The 20,416-nt window shown below is 73.2% G+C and carries 20 protein-coding genes; 12 read left to right on the forward strand and 8 right to left on the reverse strand.

Annotated elements, in window-relative coordinates; genetic code table 11:
* The first annotated feature begins 1 nt into the window (after nt 1).
* Nucleotides 2–1,222 (forward strand): acyl-CoA dehydrogenase family protein, encoded by a 1,221-nt coding sequence (locus tag E0W78_RS06900; RefSeq protein WP_131403115.1) that lies wholly within the window; start codon nt 2–4, stop codon nt 1,220–1,222.
* Entirely contained in the window at nt 1,209–2,021 is an 813-nt protein-coding gene (locus tag E0W78_RS06905) for an SDR family oxidoreductase (RefSeq protein ID WP_131403116.1), read from the forward strand. The genes E0W78_RS06900 and E0W78_RS06905 overlap by 14 nt, the downstream gene beginning before the upstream one ends.
* 22 nt (nt 2,022–2,043) lie before the next feature.
* Here the strand turns inward: E0W78_RS06905 and E0W78_RS06910 are convergent, their stop codons facing one another.
* The 3 genes from E0W78_RS06910 to E0W78_RS06920 form a co-directional block, all read right to left on the reverse strand.
* A complete protein-coding gene (locus E0W78_RS06910) occupies nt 2,044–2,733 on the reverse strand; it encodes an NADPH-dependent F420 reductase (RefSeq protein ID WP_131403117.1) in 690 nt (229 codons plus the stop codon).
* 29 nt (nt 2,734–2,762) lie between these two features.
* Complete coding sequence (locus tag E0W78_RS06915; protein WP_131403118.1) at nt 2,763–4,067, reverse strand: MFS transporter; 1,305 nt, start codon at nt 4,065–4,067, stop codon at nt 2,763–2,765.
* Between the two features lie 93 nt (nt 4,068–4,160).
* The gene (locus E0W78_RS06920; RefSeq protein WP_131403119.1) at nt 4,161–4,757 is read right to left on the reverse strand and encodes a TetR/AcrR family transcriptional regulator; all 597 of its coding nucleotides are present in this window, start codon (nt 4,755–4,757) and stop codon (nt 4,161–4,163) included.
* 81 nt (nt 4,758–4,838) lie between these two features.
* On the opposite strand from E0W78_RS06920, the gene E0W78_RS06925 reads away from it, so the two are divergent.
* Entirely contained in the window at nt 4,839–6,614 is a 1,776-nt protein-coding gene (locus E0W78_RS06925) for an alkyl sulfatase dimerization domain-containing protein (protein ID WP_131403120.1), read from the forward strand.
* Between the two features lie 4 nt (nt 6,615–6,618).
* Here the strand turns inward: E0W78_RS06925 and E0W78_RS16505 are convergent, their stop codons facing one another.
* Together E0W78_RS16505 and E0W78_RS06940 are read right to left on the reverse strand one after the other, a co-directional pair.
* Nucleotides 6,619–7,212: a hypothetical protein gene (locus E0W78_RS16505; protein WP_165570431.1), complete on the reverse strand. Its 594-nt coding sequence runs from the start codon at nt 7,210–7,212 to the stop codon at nt 6,619–6,621.
* Between the two features lie 31 nt (nt 7,213–7,243).
* Nucleotides 7,244–7,849 carry a hypothetical protein gene (locus E0W78_RS06940; RefSeq protein ID WP_131403123.1) on the reverse strand — a complete coding sequence of 202 codons (606 nt, stop codon included), beginning with the start codon at nt 7,847–7,849 and terminating at the stop codon, nt 7,244–7,246.
* A gap of 164 nt (nt 7,850–8,013) precedes the next feature.
* Here E0W78_RS06940 and E0W78_RS06945 point away from each other — a divergent pair, with 164 nt between their 5' ends.
* Complete coding sequence (locus E0W78_RS06945; protein ID WP_131403124.1) at nt 8,014–8,598, forward strand: hypothetical protein; 585 nt, start codon at nt 8,014–8,016, stop codon at nt 8,596–8,598.
* A 50-nt stretch (nt 8,599–8,648) separates the two neighbouring features.
* On the opposite strand, the gene E0W78_RS06950 is transcribed toward E0W78_RS06945, so the two are convergent.
* A complete protein-coding gene (locus E0W78_RS06950; RefSeq protein WP_131403125.1) occupies nt 8,649–9,821 on the reverse strand; it encodes an acyl-CoA dehydrogenase family protein in 1,173 nt (390 codons plus the stop codon).
* An 8-nt stretch (nt 9,822–9,829) separates the two neighbouring features.
* A complete protein-coding gene (locus tag E0W78_RS06955; RefSeq protein WP_131403126.1) occupies nt 9,830–11,401 on the reverse strand; it encodes an AMP-binding protein in 1,572 nt (523 codons plus the stop codon).
* 86 nt (nt 11,402–11,487) lie between these two features.
* Between E0W78_RS06955 and E0W78_RS06960 the strand changes: the two genes are divergently transcribed.
* The 4 genes from E0W78_RS06960 to dinB all read left to right on the forward strand — a co-directional run bounded on the left by E0W78_RS06960 (nt 11,488) and on the right by dinB (nt 14,327).
* A complete protein-coding gene (locus E0W78_RS06960) occupies nt 11,488–11,859 on the forward strand; it encodes a DUF202 domain-containing protein (RefSeq protein WP_131403127.1) in 372 nt (123 codons plus the stop codon).
* The gene (locus tag E0W78_RS06965; RefSeq protein WP_131403128.1) at nt 11,856–12,194 is read left to right on the forward strand and encodes a DUF202 domain-containing protein; all 339 of its coding nucleotides are present in this window, start codon (nt 11,856–11,858) and stop codon (nt 12,192–12,194) included. The genes E0W78_RS06960 and E0W78_RS06965 overlap by 4 nt, the downstream gene beginning before the upstream one ends.
* 32 nt (nt 12,195–12,226) lie before the next feature.
* Nucleotides 12,227–12,994: a type I methionyl aminopeptidase gene (gene map, locus E0W78_RS06970; protein WP_131403129.1), complete on the forward strand. Its 768-nt coding sequence runs from the start codon at nt 12,227–12,229 to the stop codon at nt 12,992–12,994.
* Between the two features lie 133 nt (nt 12,995–13,127).
* Nucleotides 13,128–14,327 (forward strand): DNA polymerase IV, encoded by a 1,200-nt coding sequence (gene dinB, locus E0W78_RS06975; RefSeq protein ID WP_131403130.1) that lies wholly within the window; start codon nt 13,128–13,130, stop codon nt 14,325–14,327.
* 172 nt (nt 14,328–14,499) lie between these two features.
* Here dinB and E0W78_RS06980 read toward each other — a convergent pair whose 3' ends face one another.
* Nucleotides 14,500–15,924: an amidase gene (locus E0W78_RS06980; RefSeq protein ID WP_131403131.1), complete on the reverse strand. Its 1,425-nt coding sequence runs from the start codon at nt 15,922–15,924 to the stop codon at nt 14,500–14,502.
* Nucleotides 15,925–15,946: 22 nt separating this feature from the next.
* On the opposite strand from E0W78_RS06980, the gene E0W78_RS06985 reads away from it, so the two are divergent.
* From E0W78_RS06985 to E0W78_RS07000, 4 genes are all read left to right on the forward strand, one after another.
* On the forward strand, nt 15,947–16,474 hold the full coding sequence (locus E0W78_RS06985) for a 2'-5' RNA ligase family protein (protein WP_131403132.1): 528 nt from the start codon (nt 15,947–15,949) through the stop codon (nt 16,472–16,474).
* A gap of 9 nt (nt 16,475–16,483) precedes the next feature.
* The gene (locus E0W78_RS06990; protein WP_131403133.1) at nt 16,484–17,371 is read left to right on the forward strand and encodes a rhodanese-related sulfurtransferase; all 888 of its coding nucleotides are present in this window, start codon (nt 16,484–16,486) and stop codon (nt 17,369–17,371) included.
* Nucleotides 17,372–17,443: 72 nt separating this feature from the next.
* Nucleotides 17,444–18,007, forward strand: coding sequence for a TetR/AcrR family transcriptional regulator (locus E0W78_RS06995; RefSeq protein ID WP_131403134.1), 564 nt, complete (start codon nt 17,444–17,446; stop codon nt 18,005–18,007).
* 29 nt (nt 18,008–18,036) lie between these two features.
* Nucleotides 18,037–20,355: an MMPL family transporter gene (locus E0W78_RS07000; protein WP_131403135.1), complete on the forward strand. Its 2,319-nt coding sequence runs from the start codon at nt 18,037–18,039 to the stop codon at nt 20,353–20,355.
* Nucleotides 20,356–20,416: the final 61 nt, after the last annotated feature.

Raw genomic sequence — 20,416 nt, forward strand, 5'->3', positions numbered from 1 at the left:
CATGCACTTCGCCCACGACGAGAAGACCACCGAGCTGCTCGAGCGCGTCACCGCGTTCATCGACACCGAGGTCGTCCCCCGCGAGAAGGTCCTGCACGAGCAGGTCGCCGAGAACGTCCGCACCGACTCCTGGGCGCGCCCGGCCGTCGTCGGTGAGCTCCAGGCGCTGGCCAAGCAGCAGGGCCTGTGGAACTTCTTCCTGCCCGGCGACGAGGGCGCGGGCCTGACGAACCTGCAGTACGCCCCGCTCGCCGAGGCCACCGGACGCTCGATCCAGCTCGCACCGGCCGCGTTCAACTGCGCCGCGCCCGACACCGGCAACATGGAGGTGCTGACCCAGTTCGGCACCGAGGAGCAGAAGAAGCAGTGGCTCGAGCCGCTGCTCGCCGGCGAGATCCGCTCCGCCTTCGCCATGACCGAGCCGGATGTCGCGTCGTCGGACGCGACCAACATCGCCCTGCGCATCGAGCGTGACGGCGACGAGTACGTCATCAACGGCCGCAAGTGGTGGATCACCGGGGCGATGAACCCCGACTGCGCCATCTTCATCGTGATGGGCAAGACCGACCCGGACGCCGAGCGGCACCGCCAGCAGTCGATGGTGCTCGTCCCGCGCGACACCCCGGGTCTCGAGGTCGTCCGCGGCATGCACGTCTTCGGCTACCAGGACCGCGACCACGGCGGCCACGCCGAGCTGCGGTTCACCGACGTCCGCGTGCCGGTCTCGAACGTGATCGGCGCCGAAGGTGCGGGGTTCGCCATCGCCCAGGCCCGCCTGGGGCCGGGCCGCATCCACCACTGCATGCGCTCGATCGGCCTGGCCGAGCGCGCGGTGGAGCTGATGTGCGAGCGCGCCTCGTCGCGCGTGGCGTTCGGCAAGCCGATCGCCGACCAGGGCGTCGTCCGCGACTGGATCGCCGAGTCGCGCGTGCGCCTGGAGCAGCTGCGCCTGCTCGTGCTCAAGACCGCGTGGCTCATGGACACGGTCGGCAACAAGGGCGCGCACACCGAGATCCAGTCGATCAAGATCGCGACGCCGCAGACGGTCGAGTGGATCCTCGACAAGGCCATCCAGACCCACGGCGCCGGTGGCCTGAGCCAGGACTTCTGGCTGGCCGAGGCGTTCGCCGGCATCCGCACGCTGCGCTTCGCCGACGGGCCGGACGAGGTGCACAAGAACTCGCTGGCCAAGGCCGAGCTGCGGCGTCATGCGCGTCGCTGACGGCACGAGCGCCGTCGTCACCGGTGCGGCGGGCGGCATCGGGGCGGCGGTCGCGCAGCGGCTGCTCGAGCGTGGGGCCTCGGTCACGCTGAGCGACCTGGACGCCGAGCGGCTCGCGGCCACGGCGTCCGCGCTCGAGGCCGAGCACCCCGGACGCGTGGCGCACCGGGCCGGTGACGCGGCCGACGAGGCCTACCTGCGCGAGCTGTTCGCCACGGCCGAGGGGCTGGCCGGGCCGGTCGGCCTGTTCGTGGCGAATGCGGGCATCTTCCGCGGCTTCGGGCTCGAGGCGGACGACGCGGCGTGGGAGTCGTCGTGGGACGTCAACGTCATGGCCCACGTGCGCGCCGCGCGGCTCCTCGTGCCGCAGTGGCTCGAGCGCGGCGAGGGCTGCTTCGCCGTCACCGCGTCCGCAGCCGGCCTGCTGACCCAGCTCGGGCTGCCGACGTACGCGGTCACCAAGCACGCCGCCGTCGGGTTCGCCGAGTGGCTGGCCGCGACCTACGGCGACCGGGGCGTGCAGGTGGCGGCGCTGTGCCCCATGGGCGTCCGCACCCCGCTCGTCGACCAGGCCGAGGCCACGCAGGACGAGCAGGCCCGCCTCGGCATGCGCTCGGTCACCGAGGCCGGCGCCGTGCTGGAGCCGCTCGAGGTGGCCGACTCGCTGCTCACGGCGATCGACGAGGGCCGCTTCCTGGCGCTGCCGCACGCCGAGGTCGGCACGATGCACGCGCGCAAGGCCGCCGACCCGGACCGCTGGATCGCCGGCATGCAGCGCCTGCGCCGCTCGCTCGACTGAGCGGGGCGCAGGCGCCGTCAGGTCAGCGGGTGGCCTGGGCCAGGGCCGCGCTGAGCTCGTCGGCCGAGACCGGCTTGGCCGGCGCGGTGCCGCCGGGCTGCACCGTCGACGGGTCCGCGAAGTACGGGACGCCGTAGGCCGGGGTGTTCGGCTCGTAGCGCCAGCCCTCGGCCAGCGGCCCGGCGTCGAGCGCGTCGAAGCCCAGCTCGTCGAGCAGCTGGACGACCTCGCCCTTGGCCCGCTCGTCGTCGCCGGCGATGGCCAGCGCCGAGCGCTCGGCGTCGCCGGAGGGGCGGGCCAGCTCGGGGATGTGCGCGAAGGCGATGTTGTTGAACGCCTTCACCACGTGCGAGTCGGGCAGGTGGCGCTGGAGCAGCTCGGCGGAGGTGGCCTCGCCGGAGTCGAGCTCGGCGATCTGGCCGTCGCGCTGCGGGTAGTAGTTGTTGGTGTCGATGACGGTCTTGCCGCGCAGCGGCTCGACCGGGACCGACTCGTAGGCGGCGAGCGGGATGGTCACGACGACGACGTCGCCGGCCTCGGCCGCCTCCTGGGGCGTCGCGGCCCGGGCGCGGTCGCCGAGCTCGGCGACCAGGTCGGCGAGGGTGTCGGGCCCGCGCCGGTTGCTCAGGACGACGTCGTGCCCCGCCTTGACCGCGAGTCGCGCGATGGCGCTGCCGATGTTTCCGCTGCCGATGAGTCCGATGGTGGTCATACCAAGGGGCAAGGACGTCCGGCGCCCGCCTATTCCGTGACGGCGCCCACGGTGGCCGGCGTCCGCGTGCGGTGGCGGGTCGAGATCGAGGCGGTGATGACGGTGAACGCGAGCACCGCGACGAGGCACACGACCAGCCAGGCACGCCATCCGCCGGTGGCGTCGACGACTCGCGGGGCGAACAGCACGGCGGCCAGGATGCACAGCCGGCTGACCATGTGCTGCAGGCCGAACGCGGTGCCCTGGGCGTCGGGGTGGATCTCCTCGACGTGCTCGGAGAAGCTCGCCTGCCAGGTGCCGAAGGTCGCCGCGACCGAGCCACCCAGCGCGACGAACAGCGCGACCACGACCCAGACCGGCAGCTCGGCGCCGGCCGAGGTGACGGCGATGAGCACGGCCAGGCAGGCGCACGCGGCCACGCCGCCGGAGAGCAGGTACGGCTTGCGGGCCTGCGTGGTGTCGGACTTGCGCGCCCACACCAGGCTGCCGAGCAGGGCGGCCGCCCAGAACGACATGGTCACGACGGACGCCTCGCGCACGCCCATGTCGAGCTGGTCGACGAGCATCTTCTGCGCGTAGGTGTTCATGGTCGCGAGCAGGACGAACATGAGCGACATCGCGGCCACGTGCGCGGCCACGACGCGGTGCTGGAGCAGCGCCCAGGCGCCGGGCCGGCGGGCGTCGGCGAACCGGTGCTCGACGTGCTCGTCGGAGTGGCGGGTGTGCTGGCGCACCTCGGGGGCGAGGTCCTGCAGGAAGACCATGACGAGCACCGACCCGGCGAAGGCGAAGCCAGCCATGATGTACAGCTGCGAGTGCCAGGTGCCGAAGAAGTCCAGGGTCGCGGCGGCGATGCCGGCGGCGACGAAGTTGGCGCCGAGCGAGCCCCACGACCAGAACGCGAACGCCTGGGCGCGGCCCACGCGCGGGGTGAAGTCGCGGATGAGCGGCTGCGTGCCGGACATCGCGACGCCCTCGACGAACGCGAGCAGGATGCGAGCGGCGGTGAACTGGCCCGGCGTGTGCGACCAGGCCATGAACAGGCAGGACGCGGCGGACAGGAACATCCACGGGACGATCACCCGCACGCGTCCGACGCGGTCGACCAGCCGGCCGCCGAGGAAGCCCGCGAGCGCGCCGCAGAGCAGGGACGCGGCGGTGATCAGGCCGTACGTCTTGAGCGACATGCCGATGTCGTCGAGCAGCAGCGGCAGCACCGGGGCGAGCTGGCCCTCGTACGCGGAGATGAAGCACGCGATGACGACGACGGCCACGAGGACCCGGCGCCTGGACCCGGTCGGGTACTCCGTGAGCTCGCGGCGGTAACGCATCATGTCGCTTCCCTTCTTCTGGACACTCTGTCTAGAAAGTGTCGGCGAGGGGACTGTACGTGATGTGATGCGGCGCACACAAGCGGTCGGACGGATCTACTCCGGGTCGAAGCCGCTGGCCCAGTACCGACCGCGGCGCGAGAGCTCCACGAGCGTCTCGATGACGTCGTCCAGCGCCGGTCGCGGAGCGGCGGACTCCAGCCACCACAGGAGGACGGACGTCTGCTCGCCGGCCCAGGCGCGGGCCACGACGCGCAGGTCGACCCGGGGGGTCACGCCCAGCGCGTCGGCACGGGCCCGGAAGACCTCGAGCGCGCGGTCGCCCCAGGCGTCCGCGAGCAGCCGCAGGCCGCGCCCGTCGCCCTCTCCGCGCAGGATCATCCGGTACAGGTCGGCCTGCTCGGCCGCGTGCCGGAACAGCGTGTCGACGGGCTTGCCGGTGAAGCCCTTCTCGTTCACGTCGGTCACCGGGGCGAGGCGCGCGTCGAGGTCGTCGATGACGCTGCGCACGACGTGGTCGTACAGCTTCTCCTTGTCCGGGAAGTGCGTGTAGAACGTCGCGCGGCCGACCCCGGCCTCGGCGACGATGTCCTCGACGGTGAGGGCCGAGTAGCCCCGGGCCAGCGACAGGGACACCAGGGCGTCCCGCAGCAGGGCGCGCGTCCGGGTGCGGCGCTTGTCCTCGCGTTCCATGCCGCAGTTCTAGCAGAGCCCCTACTTGCTGGACGTGATGTCCAGTAATGTCGGTCCGGACGACCACGAGCGGGGGACCCGATGGACGAGCAGACCCACGACGCGGACCGCGGCTTCCTGGCCGCCCCGCTGGCCGACCAGGTGCTGGACGCGTCCGGCCGGGTGGTCCACGACGGCACGGCCTACGCGTTCCTGGACGCCGACGCCCCGGACACCGTGCACCCCGACCTCTGGGAGCACAGCCGGCGCACTGCGCGGGCCGGCCTGTACGAGGTCTGCGAGGGCGTATATCAGGTGCGCGGCACGGACCTGGCCAACCTCACGGTCGTCGAGGGCCGCACCGGCGTGGTCGTGATCGACACCCTCACGTCCGCCGAGACCGCCGCCGCGGCGCTGGCGCTCTACCGCTCGGTGCGCGGCGACCGGCCGGTGCGCGGCGTCGTCATCACCCATCCGCACGCCGATCACTTCGGCGGCATCGACGGCGTGCTCGAGGGCGCCGGCGAGGTGCCGGTCGTCGTCCCCGAGGGCTTCGCCGAGCACGCGGTGAGCGAGAACCTGCTGGCCGGTCCGGCGATGTCGCGCCGGTCGGCGTACATGTACGGCACCGCGCTGGAGCCCTCGCCCACCGGTCACGTGGGCTGTGGGCTCGGTCCGCGCCTGGCCCGCGGCAGCACCGGCCTGCCGCGGCCGACGCACGAGGTGCGCCGCACCGGCGAGGTCGTCGAGATCGACGGCGTCGTCCTGGAGATGCAGATGACGCCCGGCACGGAGGCGCCGGCGGAGATGAACGTGCTGATCCCCGAGCGCCGCGCGCTGTGCGTGGCCGAGAACGCCGTCCACTCGATGCACAACATCATCACGCTGCGCGGCGCCCAGGTGCGTGACGCCCGGGCGTGGGCGCGCTACCTCGACGAGACGATCGAGCTCTACGCCGACCGGGCCGACGTCGTCCTGGCCACCCACCACTGGCCCACATGGGGCGCGGACCGGGTGCGCTCCTTCCTGGAGGACCAGCGCGACGTCTACGCCTACCTTCACGACCAGACCGTGCGGCTCATGAACCGCGGCCTCACCCCGCGCGAGATCGCCGAGCAGCTGGAGCTGCCGCCCGCGCTGGCCGAATCACCGGCCGGGCACGGCTACTACGGCTCGCTCAGCCACAACGTGAAGGGCGTCTATCAGCGCTACCTGGGCTGGTACGACGCGAATCCCGCCCACCTGTGGCCGCTGCCGCCCGAGCAGGAGGCGCAGCACTGGATGCGCGTCGTCGGCGGCACCGGGCGCGCGCTCGCCGCCGCGCGCGAGATGGTGCTGGAGGGCGAGCTGCGCTTCGCCGCCACGCTGCTCGACCACGTCGTCTTCGCCGACCCGCAGGACCGGGTCGCGCGCGAGCTGCTGGCCGAGGTCTACCGCCGGCTCGCCGCCCAGGTCGAGAACGCGACGTGGCGCAACTGCTTCCTGACCGGCGCGCTGGAGCTCGTCGAGGGTCCGCCGCCGGCGTCCGCTCCCGGTGGCGGACTGCTCGGCGTGGTCGGCGTCGAGGACCTGCTGGACGTCCTCGCGGTGCGGGTCGACGGGCCGCGCGCCTGGGAGGCGGACACGTCCTTCGACTGGGACGTGCCGGGCTCCGGCACCTGGCGGCTGTGGCTGCGCCGGGGCGTGCTGCGCCACCGGCGCCTGGCCGACGGCGCCGATCCCGGCGCGGCCGTCGTGCGTGCGGACGTCCGGGGTCTCGTGGGCCTGCTGCGCGGCGACGCGTCCGGTGCCCGGGTCAGCGGCGACGGCACCCGCGTGGGTCTCGTGCTGGGCGCCCTCGAGCCGGCGTCCGCGCCGTTCGCGGTCGTCGAGCCCTAGGGCCTCAGCCCGCGGCGAGCGCGCGGCTCTTCTGGGCGGTGCGGATCTTCTTCGCCGACAGCGCATCGCCGTAGATCAGGACCGAGGCGTCCTTCTCGACCACGCGGAAGGCCGTGGCCGCCATGCGCACCTTGGGCAGGTCGCCCAGGCACGAGCGCTTCACGGTGGCCGTCATCCAGCCGTTCCTGCCCTTGCGCCCCTTCAGGCTCGCTGAACACGCGTGCTCGTAGCCGGCGTCCATGACGTCGGCGTCCGAGGAGTCGAGGAACCCGTGGAGCTCGTAGTCGGGCTCGTCGCTGCCAGGGGCGTAGAACTCGACGCTCAGGCCCGCGTCCGACTTCAGCCGGGAGAACTTCACGGTGACGCTGACGGTCCTGCGGCGGTGGTCGTACCGGACGCTCTTGGCGTCGATGCCCGACTTCTTGCTCTCGGTCCTGCCGAGCTGGCGCTCCTGGTAGCCCTCGTCCCACATGGTCGTCAGCACGACGTCGGCCCGCTTGTCCTTGATCGTGGCCCGCTCGGCGTGGGCGGCGGTGCCGGTGCCGAGGACGGCGACGGTCGCCAGGCCGGCGGCGAGGGCGAGGGAGGTGAGGCGCACGGGGTTCCTTCGGTGGTGGGGAGAAGGGGACTCAGCCCGCGGCGAGCAGGCGCGTCTTCTGCGGCGTGCGGATCTTCTTGACCGATAGGGCGTCCCGATAGGTGACGAGCGCGCCGTCCTGCTGGATCAGCCGCGAGGCACCGACAGACATGCGGATCTCGGGCAGGTCGCCCAGGCACGACCGCTCGATCGTCAGGGTCATCCAGCCGTTCCTGCCCCGGCGGCTCGCGAAGTCGCCCGAGCAGGCGTCCTCGTAGTCCTCGGTGCCGTAGACGAAGGACTTGGACTCGCCCACCTCGCCGTAGGCCTGGAAGTCGGGCTCCTTGCTGCCCGGCGCGTAGATTCCCACGTACATCCCCGAGCCGGACTTCAGCCGCGAGAACCGCACCGTGACGCTGATCGTCCGACGGTCGTGGTCGAAGCGCACGCTCTTCGCGTCGATCCCGGACTTCTTGCTCGACGTCGTGTTGAGCTGACGCTGCTCCACCATCTCGTACTCGTCCGCGGAGTACGTCGTGCGCACGACGTCCGCCCGCTTGTCCTTGATCGAGGCCCGCTCGGCGTGCGCGGCGGTGCCGGAGCCCAGCACGGTGACGGTCGCCAGGCCGGCGGCGAGGACGAGGGAGGTGAGGCGCACGGCGTTCCTTCGGGAGTGCGGACGAGGGCCGGGCGTCGTGCCCGTCCTCCCGGATCGTAGGTCCGCGACGCGCTCCCGCGGAGCCATTCGCCCGGATCGGTGGGGGCGTCTGGGATCCTGGGTCGCCGTCCACCGGACGGGGTGAGGTGCCGACGAGGAGCGGGATGATGGACGGAGAGCGCCTGATCGCGCGGAGCCGGTTGCGTTCGGCGTGGCCGATCCTGCTGGTGACCGCCTCGGCCGGCGCCGTCATCGGAGCGGTCCTGGGGTTGGCCGTCGCCCTGACAGACCCCGAGCTCGCGACGACCGAGTCGAAGGTCGACGCCGTGCTGATCAGCCTCACCATGTTCGGCCTGGTGTGCCTCCCGGCGGCGTTGGTCCCTCTGGCCATGTGGTCCGTGTCGGCCGCGCGCGTCAGCTACTGGGTGGCGGGCACTCGCGTCGTCGCGCGCCGCGGTCGACGGATCGTCGCGGAGCTCGATGCCCGTGACGTCGCGTCGGTCCGGGTCATCGGGTACTCCAGCGTGTGGCCGATGATCTTCGGGCTGGGCACGATCTGGTCGTTCCAGACCGACCTTCCCCGCATCGGGTACGAGACGAGGGCTCCGGTGCGCGGCCGGACCTTACACACCTTGCCGAGGATCCTGCTCGTGGGCCGAGACGTGCCCGAACGCATCCGGGACGAGCTCTTCGCCGCCCTGCGGCTGGCCTCCGTGCGCGAGTCCGTCCTCGACCCGTCTACCCAGTAGGACGCACGAGGGCCCGGGACGCCGACGCGTCCCGGGCCCTCGTCGCGCGGTCAGGCCAGGAGCGCCTTGGCGATGCCGTTGCGCTGGATCTCCGAGGAGCCGGTGAGCACGCGGAACATGCGCAGCTTCTTGAACGCCGACTCGATCTCCGAGCCCTGCACCATCCCCGCCTTGCCGTGCAGCTGCATGGCGTCGTCGGCGATGCGGAAGGCGTTCTCGGCCACGAACAGCTTGCACATGAACGCCTCGGTGGCCGGACGCCGTCCGGCGTCCAGCGCCGCCAGGGCGTCGTACGTCATGGACCGCGCCGCGTAGTAGGCCGTCGCCATGTCGGCGATGCGGTGCTGCACGGACTGCAGGTCGGCCAGGCGGCCGCCGAAGACCTGACGGTCCTTCGCGAACTCGATCGTCAGCTCCAGGACCCGCCGGGCCTGGCCCAGCACCGTCGGGCAGTGCAGCAGCCGGTTGACCACGACGCGTCCGACGCCGATGCGCAGGCCGTCGCCGACCTCCCCGAGCAGCTGGTCGGGCCCGACGTAGCAGTCCTCGAGCACGATGTCGGCCTCGATGTGCTCGCCCGAGAGGGGCACATCACCGGCCTCGACCCGGCAGCCGGGGCTGTCGAGGTCGACCAGGAACGCGGAGTAGCGCTCGTCCTCCCCGGCCATGCGGGCCACGAGCACCGAGAAGTCCGCGAACGGGCCGGCCGAGCTGAACACCTTGCGGCCGGTGATCCGCCAGCCGTCGCCGTCGGGCGTCGCGGTCGTCGACATCGCGCGGACGTCCGAGCCGGCGTCGGTCTCGGTGAGCGAGAAGCAGCACGCGCGCTCGCCCCGCACGACCGGCAGCAGGTAGCGCTCGACCTGCTGGGGGGTCGCGACCTCGAAGATCGAGCCGGCCCGCAGCGGACCGCCCATGTCGCCGAGCACCGAGTGGTACAGCACGCGCCCGGACGCGCCGACCTCCTCCTTGAGCACGGCCAGCTCGGTGAACGACAGGCCGCGGCCGCCGAGCTCGGGCGGCAGGTGGACGCCGTAGAACCCCAGCTCCCGGCTCCGCCTCCACACCGGCTCCAGCACGGAGCGGTCGTAGACGGACGCGGGGCCGAGGTCGTGGGCGCGCTCGTAGTCGGCGAGCTCGCCGTCGAGGTAGGCGCGCAGGTCGGCCACGAGCGGGCCGAGCGTGGGGGAGTCGTCGTAGGACGGACGCAGGTCGAAGGTCATGGGGCTCCTCAGTTCACGGCCCGGTCGGCGCCGGTCCAGTAGCGGGCGCGGACGGCGCGGCGGTCGATCTTGCCGTTGCGGTTGGCCGGTAGGGCGTCGACGACGTCCACCGACCGGGGCTTCTTCAGGCGGTCGAGCCGGTCGGCGCAGAAGGCGATCAGCGCGTCGGCGTCGACGGTGGCGCCGGGCCGCGGCACGACGACGGCCTTGACCGCCTCGCCCCACGTCTCGTCGGGCACGCCCACGACGCAGGCCTCGGCGACGTCGGGGTGCTCGTAGACGGCGGCCTCCACCTCGCTGCAGTAGATGTTGAAGCCGCCGGAGATGATCATGTCCTTCAGGCGGTCGACGATGAAGACGTAGCCGTCCTCGCGCATCCAGGCCACGTCGCCGGTCAGCACCCACCCGTCGCGGAACGTCTCCGCGCTCAGTCCGGGCTCGTGCCAGTAGGACGTCACGCAGTCGTCGCCGCGCACCACCAGCTCGCCCGTCGTGCCGGCCGGGACGGGGCGCAGGGCGTCGTCCACGACCATGACCTCGGTGTCGTACAGCGCGCGTCCGCACGACAGCAGCAGGTCGGGGTCGGACTCGATGCCGCGCACGACGTCCTCGGCGGTCAGCACGAGCACGCCGCTGGTCGTCTCGGCCTGCCCGTAGCCCTGGGCGACGATCGGCCCGAAGAAGTCGACGGCGTCGCGCAGGCGCTGCGGCGACACCGGTGCCCCGCCGATCGTGACGCTGCGCAGCGACGACAGGTCGAACGCGTCGCGGCCGGGCAGGCCGAGCAGCAGGTTGAGCATCGTCGGCACCATGAACGTCGTGGTCACGCGCTCGCGCTCGACCAGCGCCAGGAACTCCGCCGGGGTGAACGCCGGCATGACGACGATCTTCGCGCCGCGGCTCAGGGCGGCGAGCAGCACCATGCCCGAGGCGTGGGTGATGGGGCCGGCGACCAGGTAGGTGTCGCGCCAGGTCAGCGCGCCGCCGGGCTCCATGAGCCGCTTGCGCACGTTGGCCAGCCGGTTGCCGGTGGTCTGCACCGCGGCCTTGAGCCGTCCGGTGGATCCGGACGTGAAGTTCAGGACGCAGGGGTCGTCGAGGGCGAGGTCGGGTCCGTCGAAGCGGGCGTCGCCGCCGGCGACCAGGGCCTCGTACGACACCGACTCGGCGGTGTCGGCCGGTCCCTCGGCGTCCAGGACGACGACGGTCGCGTCGCGTCCGGAGCGCTTGACCGCGTCCACCGCGAGCGACGCGTGGCTCGGGTCGGCCACGACGACGCGGACGTCCGCGTCCTCGACCACGTGAGCGGCCTCCTCCAGCCCCAGGCGGAAGTTGATCGGGACGCGCAGGAAGCCGCCCTTGACGAGGGCGACCTCGACCTCGACGAGCTCCGCGCGGTTGGCCGCGTACGTCGCCACGGCGGCCCCGACGGGCAGGCCGAGAGCGGTGAGCGCGGAGGCCAGTCTGCTGGACCGTTCGTCCAGCTGGGCGTAGGTGAGGCGCTGGTCGCCGCACACGAGCGCCTCCTGCTGCGACCAGTGGGTCGCGGCACGGGAGACGAGTCGACCGAGGTTCGGCATGGGTGTCCTTCCGACGTTTCTGGACACAGTGTCTATCATTGTGGTGTCGAGCACCAGGGCCCGGCGCGACGAGCGGGAGGACGACGATGGCGCGATCGGCGCACGAGCGTCGGCCCCGACGCGTGTACGGCGAGGGCGACGAGCCGGACCCGCGCTTCACGCTCGCCAACGAGCGGACGTACCTGGCCTGGGTGCGCACGGCGCTCGCCCTGACCGCGGCCGGGGTCGCCCTGGACGCGGTCGCGCTCGACCTCGACGCGCGGCTGCAGGTGGTGGTGAGCCTCGTCCTGGTCGTGCTCGGCGCGTCCGTCCCGCTGCAGGCGTGGCGCGGCTGGGCCCGGACCGAGCGCGCCCTCCGCCGCCGGGAGCCGCTCCCGGCACCGGGCTGGGCTCCCGTGCTCGCCGTCGGCGTCACGGTGGCGGGCGTGGTGCTGGCCGTGGGGATCGTCCTGGCATGAGCCTGTTCGACCCGGGCCTGCAGCCGGAGCGGACGACGCTCGCGTGGCGCCGCACCGCGCTGTCGATGGCGGCCGCCGCCGCGGTGCTGGCGCGAGTGGCGCAGGCGCGCGGCGACCACGTCGCGGCGGCGGCGTCCGCGGTGGGCGGGGCGGTCGCGGCGGCCTGCTGGCTGCTGGCCGGGCGTCGGTACGCGAGGGTCACCGCGTCGCTGCGCAAGCGCGGCGACCTGACCGGCGCCCCGCTCGGTCCGGCCGCGGCGGCCCTGTGCGCGGCCAGCCTGTGCCTGTCGCTGGCGGCGGCGCGGCTGGTCCTGGCTGGCGGCGGTGCGTCCTGACCGGTTCTCGGCGGCGAAGTAGGCTCGGCGTCGTGATCGAGCTCCTCACCCCCGCCCAGGTCGACCAGATGCGTCCGGCCGGCCGGTTCGTCGCCAGCGTCCTCACCCGTCTCACCGAGATGGCCGACGTCGGGGTCGACCTGCTCGAGCTCGACGCCGAGGCGCACCGGATGATCCGCGAGGCCGGGGCCGAGTCCTGCTACATCGACTACCACCCGTCCTTCGGCGCGATGCCGTTCGGCAAGGTGCTGTGCACGTCGGTCAACGACGCCGTCCTCCACGGCCTGCCGCACCCCTACAAGCTCCAGGACGGCGACCTGGTCAGCTTCGACTTCGCCGCCTCCGTCGACGGCTGGGTCTCCGACTCCGCCGTCAGCGTCGTCGTCGGCACGGCGCGCGACGAGGACCTGGCGATCATCGACACCACGCAGCGGGCGCTGGCCGCCGCCATCGACGTGGCGCAGCCGGGCAACAAGCTCGGCGACATCTCCGCGGCGATCGGCGACGTCTGCCGGGCCGACGGCTACTCGGTCAACACCCAGTTCGGCGGCCACGGCGTCGGCCGGACGATGCACGGTGACCCGCACGTCCCCAACGACGGCCGCGCCGGGCGGGGCATGAAGCTGCGCCCGGGCCTGGTCATCGCCATCGAGCCGTGGCTCATGGCCGGCACCGACGAGATCGTCATGGACCCCGACGGCTGGACGATCCGCAGCGACGACGGCTCGCGCGGCGCCCACAGCGAGCACACGATCGCCATCACCGAGGACGGTCCGCTCGTCCTCACCGCCCGCGACTGACGCGCCCACGCCCACCCCGCCCCGCCCGCTCCTCGAGCGTGTCGAGAGGACTCCCTTCGACAGGCTCAGGGATCGTGGGGGCCGCCTCGATCGGCGTGAGGACGCTGTCACCGGCGGGTGGGACGATCGAGGGGTGGAGCCCTCGATCCTCCACGCCGACCTCGACTCGTTCTACGCGTCCGTGGAGCAGCGTGACGACCCGGCCCTGCGCGGACGCCCGGTCCTCGTGGGCGGCGGCGTCGTGCTCGCGGCGAGCTACGAGGCCAAGGCCCACGGCATCTCCACGCCGATGAACGTCCGGCACGCGCTGCACCGCTGCCCCGACGCGATCGTCGTCCCGCCCCGCTTCGAGGCGTACGTCGAGGCCAGCCGCCGGGTCTTCGAGGTCTTCCACGACACCACGCCCGTCGTCGAGGGCATCAGCATCGACGAGGCGTTCCTGGACGTGTCGGGGCTGCGTCGCCTGCGCGGACCCGCCGTCCACGTCGCCGCCGAGCTGCGCCGTCACGTGCGCGAGCGGGTCGGCCTGCCGATCACCGTCGGCGTCGCCCGCACCAAGTTCCTGGCCAAGGTGGCCAGCGGCGCGGGCAAGCCCGACGGCCTGCTGGTGGTCGAGCCCGACGACGAGCAGCGCTTCCTGCACAGCCTGCCGGTGCAGAAGCTGTGGGGCGTCGGCCCGGTCACCGGCGAGGCGCTCAACGCCCGCGGGCTGCGCACGGTCGGCCAGGTCGCGGCGATCGACGAGCCCGACCTCGTCGCGATGATCGGCAAGGCCGCCGGCCGGCACCTGCACGCGCTGGCCAACCTGCGCGACCCGCGCCCGGTGGTCACCGGTCAGCGGCGCGGGTCCATGGGCGCGCAGCACGCCCTCGGCCGCGGACCCCACGGCTGGGACGTCGTCGACGGCACCCTGCTGGCCCTCGTCGACCGGGTGACCGGACGCATGCGGGCCGCGGGGCGAACAGGTGCCACCGTGACGGTGCGGGTGCGGCTGGACGACTTCCGCCGGCTCAGCCGGGCCCGCACCCTGCCGACGCCGACCGACCGCACCGAGACGGTGCTGACCACCGCGCGCGAGCTGCTCGGCGACCTGCGTCCGCTGCTCGAGCGCGAGGGGGTCACGCTCGTCGGCGTCTCGGTCGGCAACCTCGACGACCACGGCGCGCAGCTGGAGCTGCCGCTCGGCGACGACAGCAACCCGCGGGCGGCGGCCGGCGCGGCGCTCGACGACGTGCTCGACGCCGTGCGCGGCAAGTTCGGGCGGGCGGCGGTGGAGCGGGCGGTGCAGCTGGGCCGGCACGCGCCGAGCGAGGCGCCGCACCTCCCCGACTGAGGGCGAGCCCACCATCGGGTGGGTGCCGGTCGGTGCTCTGGAGGGATCGACCGGCGGCGGGCTCGCCCCCAGCAGGAGGGGGAGATCTCGACCGTAGGCCCGTTCCCCGGCGATCGGACAGGGCTCGGGCGCAGAACCGCCCCGGATTGGGACGTTCGTCCGAAACCGGGCGTCAGCAGCCCGGCGGCACCCGGTCGTGCCAGGGAGCCGCGGCCTCGACCTGGGCGCTCAGCGCGAGCAGCAGCGCGTCCTGCCCCGGGTGGGCGGCGAGCATGACGCCGACCGGCAGGGTCGGGCGCTCGTCGGTCGCGTCGGTCCAGCCCAGCGGCAGGCTCACGGCCGGCTGGCCGCTCATGTTCATGAGTGCGGTGTACGGGGTGAACAGCAGCTCGCGGCGGTGGTCCTCGGCGCCGTCGCCGGACTCGGTGAACCACGCGTGCGGCTGCGGCGGCAGGGCGAGGGTCGGGGTCAGGAAGGCGTCGAAGCCCTGCAGCCCGGTGACGACGCGCCGGGTGGTGGACTCCAGGTGCTGCATCGCGCGCACGAGGTCGGTGCCGGACGACCGGGCGCCGCGCTCGCGCCAGTAGCGGGTGGTGCCGCGCAGCAGCGGGTCGGCCTCGACCGGGATCGGCGCGGCGGCCACGCCGGTCGACCAGACGACGTTGAACTGCGGCTCGAGGTCCTGCGGCCACGGGTTCGGCAGGTCGACGACCTCGTGGCCGAGCGACTCCAGCAGCCGGGACGCGTGCTCCCACGCCGCCACCGACTCGGCCGACGCCTCGACGCCGTCCAGGTACGGCTCGCTCCAGCGGGCGATCCGCAGCCGCTCGGGGTCGCGCCCGACCGCGGACGCGTACGGCTGCGCGGGCGCCGGGAGCGGGCGCGGGTCGCCGGGCATGGGCCGCGCGAGGACGTCCAGCAGGGCGGCGGCGTCGGCGACGGTGCGGGCGATCGGGCCGTCCACCGCCAGGCCGTTCCAGTCGCTGCCGGCCGGACCGGCGCTGACCCGGCCGCGGCTGGGCTTGAACCCGACCACGCCGCAGCACGAGGACGGGATGCGGATCGAGCCGCCGCCGTCGCTGCCCGGCGCCAGCGGGAGCAGCCGCGCGGCGACCGCCGCGGCCGCGCCGCCGCTGGAGCCGCCGGCGTTGCGGGTGACGTCCCACGGCGTCGCGGCCGGGCCGACCACGTCGTTGTCGGTGTAGGAGGACAGGCCGACCTCGGGGGTGTTGGTCTTGCCCAGGCTGACGAATCCGGCCGCCTCGACGAGCTCGACCACGTAGGCGTCGACGTCCGGCACATGGTCGGCCATGAGCCGCGAGCCGAGCGTCGTGCGGACGCCCTTGGTCGAGGTCAGGTCCTTGAACGCGGTCGGGACCCCGCAGAACGGGGGAGCGTCACCGGTGGCCAGCCGGGCGTCGGCAGCGGCCGCACGCTCCAGCGCCCGCTCGGGGGTGACGGTGACGAACGCGCCGAGCCGCGGCCCGTGGACGTCGACCCGCTCCAGGTGGTGGCCGACGAGCTCGACCGACGACACCTCCCGCGCACGCAGGGCCGCGGCCATCTGGATCGCGCTCAGCTCGTGCAGCTCGGTCATGCCGCGAGCGTACGGTGACCTCGTGGTCCAGTCCGTGGAGCTGTTGCTCGACGCGGCCCTCGAGGACGAGGTGCGCCGCGAGTGGACGCTGCTCGCCGACGCGGCCCTGCCCAGCCAGGCGCGGCACCGCGGCGCGTCCAACCGGCCGCACGCCACGCTCGCGGTCGCCGACGCGCTGACGCCCGAGGCCGAGCAGGGCCTGCTCGACCTCGCGCCGCCCGCGGGGCTCGAGGTGCGGCTCGGCGGCTGGCTGCTGTTCGGCCGGCGCACCTTCGTGCTGTGCCGCACCGTCGTGCCGAGCGCCGGGCTGCTCGCGCTGCAGCACGAGGTGGCCGACCTGGTCGCGTCCGGGGAGCACGTGCGCGACAACGGGCTGCCCGACCGCTGGACCCCGCACGTCACGCTCGCCCGTCACCTCACCGGCGCACAGGTCGACGCGGCCCTGGCCTCGCTGGCCGAGCGACCGCGCGACCTGGCCGGCAAGGCGTCCGGCCTGCGCCGCTGGGACGGCGACGAGCGCCGTGAGTGGCCGGTGGCGACCGGCTCCTAGACTTCCCGCGTGGCCACGCCGAAGGTGATCCTGTACTACGCGTTCCGGCCGCTGGCCGACCCCGAGGCGGTCCGGCTCTGGCAGCAGACGCTGTGCGAGTCGCTCGGGCTCAAGGGCCGCGTCATCGTCTCCCCGCACGGCATCAACGGCACCCTCGGCGGCGACGTGGACGTGCTCAAGCGCTACGTCCACGGCACGCGGGCGTACCTCCCGTTCCGCGACCTGGACGTGAAGTGGAGCGACGGCAGCCCGCTGCTGCCCGACGGCACCACCTCGGACTTCCCGCGGCTGCGCGTCCGCGCCCGCGACGAGGTGGTGACGTTCGGCGTCCCGGACGAGCTGGAGGTCGACGAGCACGGCGTCGTCGGCGGCGGCACGCCGCTCAGCCCGGCCGCGCTGCACGAGCTGGTCGAGCGCGAGGACGTCGTGTTCTTCGACGGGCGCAACGCCGTGGAGTCCGAGCTGGGCCGGTTCAAGGGCGCGGTGCGTCCGCCGGTGTCGACCACCCGCGAGTTCGTCGAGCTGCTCGACAGCGGGGCGTACGACCACCTCAAGGACAAGCCGGTCGTCACCTACTGCACCGGCGGGATCCGCTGCGAGGTGCTGACGCCGCTCATGCGCCACCGCGGGTTCGAGCACGTCTACCAGCTCGACGGCGGCATCGTCCGGTACGGCGAGACGTACGGCGACGACGGGCTGTGGGAGGGGTCGCTGTACGTCTTCGACGGGCGTGACCAGACCGACTTCAGCGACCACACGGCCGTCGTCGGCCGCTGCGACCGCTGCGACGCTCCGTCGCGCGCCGTGCGCGACTGCGACCTCGGCTCGTGCGTGGCCCAGTTCGTCCGCTGCGACGACTGCGCGGAGACGGTCCGGCGGTGCGCCACCCACGGGTGACGACGCTCACATTGTGCGCGCGGTGACCCCCGCCTAACCTCGAAACGAAACTGTTTCGTACCGAGGAGAGCCATGGCCCTGTCGCAGGAGCGGCGCGAGGAGATCTTCTCCGGCGCGCTCGCGCTCGTGGCCGAGCACGGATTCGACAAGGTGACGATGGACCAGGTCGCCGACGCGACCCGCTCCAGCAAGGCCACGCTCTACCGCCAGTGGGGCAGCAAGACCGCTCTCGTGGTGGACGCCCTGAGCTGCTTCGCCACCTTCGAGGAGCCGCTGCCCGACACCGGCACCCTGCGCGGAGACCTGCTCGAGATGTTCGAGCCGCGCGAGCCGAAGGTGACGGACGAGGCCGAGCTGATCGGCGCGCTGCTCACCGCGACCCGCACGGACCCCGAGCTGGCCGAGGCGATCCGGCGCCAGGCGGTCGAGCCGGCCACCGACCGCGTGCGTGCCCTGGTCGACCGGGCCGTCGAGCGCGGCGAGGTCGCGGCCGACGCCCCGGCGCTGCGGCACCTGGCCGTCCTGCTCGTCGCCCCCTTCGTGCTGCACGACGCGGTGATGGCCGGCGAGCTCACCGACGAGTACGTCCACGACTACGTCGAGTCGGTGCTGCTGCCGGCCCTCGGCGTCCACTGAACCCCCGCACATCCCCTAGGAGACGCTCCATGGCCTGGTACCTCTACCGACTCGGACGGTGGTCCTTCCGGCACCGCAAGACCGTGGTCGCCGCGTGGCTCGCGCTGCTCGTGCTGACCGGCGCCGGCGCCGCGACGCTGTCGGGCAAGACGTCCGACGAGTTCTCGCTGCCCGGCCTGGAGTCGACCGAGGCCTTCGAGCTGATCACCGACCGCACGCCGGACGCCGCGCCCGACGGCGCGACCGCGCGCATCGCGTTCCAGGCACCGGAGGGCCAGACCCTCACCGAGGGCCAGAACAAGCAGCTCGTCACCGACACGCTGGCCGCCGCGAAGACCGACAGCGTGGTGGCCACCTCCGACCCGTTCACCACGGGCACGGTCTCGGAGGACGGCACGGTCGCCTACGCGACGGTCACCTATGACAAGCCGTCGATCGAGCTCAAGGCCGCCGACCGTGACGCCCTCGAGGACGCCCCGCAGGCCGCCGAGGACGCGGGCCTGACCGTCCACATCGGCGGCGACGCGCTCCAGGAGATCCCGCACACCGGCGCCACCGAGGCCATGGGTGTCGTCATCGCGCTCGTCGTCCTGGTCATCACGTTCGGCTCGCTGCTCGTCGCGGGCATGCCGCTGCTCACCGCGCTCATCGGCGTCGGCATCGGCATCGCCGGCATCACCACGCTGACCGGCTTCGTCGACCTCGGCTCGACCACCCCGATCCTGGCCACGATGCTCGGCCTGGCCGTCGGCATCGACTATGCGCTGTTCATCGTGTCGCGCTACCGCCACGAGATCCACGTCGGCCGCGACCCGGAGGAGGCGGCCGCCCGCTCGGTCGGCACCGCCGGCTCGGCGGTCATCTTCGCCGGCCTCACCGTCGTCATCGCTCTGGCCGGCCTGTCGGTCGTCAACATCTCCTTCCTGACCGAGATGGGCCTGGCCGCCGCGGCCACCGTCGCCGTCGCCGTGCTCATCGCGCTGACCTTGCTGCCGGCCATCTTCGGCTTCGCCAAGCGTCGCGTGCTGGGCGGCAAGATCCCGTTCCTCAAGGCGCCGGACCCCGAGGACCCGTCCGTCGGCCGCACCAACGGACGCCGCTGGGTCGACATGGTCACCAAGCACAAGGTGCCGGTCTTCGTCGTCGGCGTCGCGCTGGCCGCGATCGCCTCGGTGCCGGTCGCGTCCATGCAGCTGGCCCTGCCCGACGACGGCACCGCCGCCGAGGGCTCGGGCCCGCGCGAGGCGTACGACCTCATCGCCGAGAACTTCGGCGCCGGCGTCAACGGCCCGCTGCTGGTCATCGTCGACACGAAGGGTGCCGACGACCCGCAGGCCGCGGTCGACGCGACCGTCGAGGCCGTGTCCGGCGTGGAGAAGGACGTCTCCGCGGTCGTCCCGCCGGTCGCCGACCCGCAGGACCAGGCCGCCGCCGACGCGTTCGCCCAGCAGCTCGACGCCACGCAGTACGCGACCGTCACGGTCATCCCCGAGAGCGGTCCGTCCGACGCCGACACCCAGGACCTCGTGCACGACCTGCGCGACGCGGTCTCGGGCGTCGAGTCCGACACCGGCGCCACGGTCTACGTCTCGGGCCAGACGGCCATCGGCGTCGACGTGGCCGAGGAGCTGGCCAACGCCTTCCCCAAGTACCTGCTGGTCGTCGTCGGCCTGGCGTTCGTCCTGCTGGCGCTGGTGTTCCGCTCGATCCTGGTGCCGCTCAAGGCCGTCGTGGGCTTCCTGCTGACCGTCGGCGTCGCGCTCGGCGCGACCGTCGCGGTGTTCCAGTGGGGCTGGTTCGCCGAGCTGGTGGGCGTCGACAAGGCCGGGCCGATCCTGTTCATGCTGCCGCTGCTGATGACCGGCATCCTGTTCGGCCTGGCGATGGACTACGAGGTCTTCCTCGTCTCGCGGATGCGCGAGGAGTACACGCACGGTCGCGACGCGGTGGGCTCGGTCGTCCACGGCTTCCAGCACGGCGCCCGCGTCGTGACGGCCGCGGCGGCGATCATGATCGGCGTCTTCGGGTCGTTCGCGCTGGGTGACGACGTGATCATCAAGACGATCGGCTTCTCGCTCGCCGTGGGCATCCTGGCCGACGCGTTCCTGGTGCGGATGACGCTCGTCCCGGCGTTCATGGCCCTGCTCGGCGACCGCATGTGGTGGCTGCCGCGCTGGCTGGACAAGGCCATGCCGAACCTGGACGTCGAGGGCGAGTCGCTCGAGCGGCACACCGGCGTCCGCACCGGCGACCACGGTGGCGAGGTCGCCTCGGCCAAGCACGCCGGCGAGGGCGAGGCCACCCCGATCGGGGCCGGCGGCAAGCACGCCGACCCCGACGCCGGCTGACCCGTCCGACGTCCGTCACGACGCCCGCACCTCGAGGTGGAGGTGCGCGCGTCGTGCTGGG

Source organism: Aeromicrobium sp. IC_218, assembly GCF_004336805.1.
GTDB lineage: Bacteria > Actinomycetota > Actinomycetes > Propionibacteriales > Nocardioidaceae > Aeromicrobium.

Coding starts and splice junctions, on each gene's coding strand:
- E0W78_RS06955 (WP_131403126.1), bottom strand. CDS start 11,401: ATGCCGAACCTCGGTCGACTCGTCTCCCGTGCCGCGACCCACTGGTCG.
- E0W78_RS06995 (WP_131403134.1), top strand. CDS start 17,444: ATGGCCCTGTCGCAGGAGCGGCGCGAGGAGATCTTCTCCGGCGCGCTC.
- E0W78_RS06910 (WP_131403117.1), bottom strand. CDS start 2,733: ATGACCACCATCGGACTCATCGGCAGCGGAAACATCGGCAGCGCCATC.
- E0W78_RS07000 (WP_131403135.1), top strand. CDS start 18,037: ATGGCCTGGTACCTCTACCGACTCGGACGGTGGTCCTTCCGGCACCGC.
- E0W78_RS06950 (WP_131403125.1), bottom strand. CDS start 9,821: ATGACCTTCGACCTGCGTCCGTCCTACGACGACTCCCCCACGCTCGGC.
- E0W78_RS06960 (WP_131403127.1), top strand. CDS start 11,488: ATGGCGCGATCGGCGCACGAGCGTCGGCCCCGACGCGTGTACGGCGAG.
- E0W78_RS06925 (WP_131403120.1), top strand. CDS start 4,839: ATGGACGAGCAGACCCACGACGCGGACCGCGGCTTCCTGGCCGCCCCG.
- E0W78_RS06965 (WP_131403128.1), top strand. CDS start 11,856: ATGAGCCTGTTCGACCCGGGCCTGCAGCCGGAGCGGACGACGCTCGCG.
- E0W78_RS06920 (WP_131403119.1), bottom strand. CDS start 4,757: ATGGAACGCGAGGACAAGCGCCGCACCCGGACGCGCGCCCTGCTGCGG.
- E0W78_RS06945 (WP_131403124.1), top strand. CDS start 8,014: ATGATGGACGGAGAGCGCCTGATCGCGCGGAGCCGGTTGCGTTCGGCG.
- E0W78_RS06905 (WP_131403116.1), top strand. CDS start 1,209: ATGCGCGTCGCTGACGGCACGAGCGCCGTCGTCACCGGTGCGGCGGGC.
- E0W78_RS06915 (WP_131403118.1), bottom strand. CDS start 4,067: ATGATGCGTTACCGCCGCGAGCTCACGGAGTACCCGACCGGGTCCAGG.
- E0W78_RS06980 (WP_131403131.1), bottom strand. CDS start 15,924: ATGACCGAGCTGCACGAGCTGAGCGCGATCCAGATGGCCGCGGCCCTG.
- E0W78_RS06900 (WP_131403115.1), top strand. CDS start 2: ATGCACTTCGCCCACGACGAGAAGACCACCGAGCTGCTCGAGCGCGTC.